The organism is Bradyrhizobium cosmicum, assembly GCF_032290525.1.
GTDB classification, from domain to species: domain Bacteria; phylum Pseudomonadota; class Alphaproteobacteria; order Rhizobiales; family Xanthobacteraceae; genus Bradyrhizobium; species Bradyrhizobium cosmicum_A.
Window position 1 is genome coordinate 1 of record NZ_JASXTA010000541.1, and the last position, 241, is coordinate 241.

Sequence of the window (241 nt, forward strand, 5' to 3'; positions counted from 1 at the left end):
GTCATAGGCGATGCTGTCGCCATAGCCCAGCACCATCGCCGCGACCTGCGTGTCGAAGATCGGGTGCGGAATGGTGCCGGACTGGTGCCAGACAATTTCGATGTCCTGACGGGCGGCGTGGAATACTTTCAGCACCGCCTCGTTGCCCATCAGGTCGAAGAACGGCTTGAGGTCGATGCCCGGCGCCAGCGTATCGATCACGACGGCTTCCTCCGGGCTCGCCATCTGTACGACGCAGAGC

Annotated in this window: 1 pseudogene; it reads right to left on the reverse strand. The window is 62.7% G+C overall.

The features are described 5' to 3' along the window. Positions 1-241: pseudogene (locus QSV46_RS40865) on the reverse strand (ribonuclease D); the annotation flags it as partial.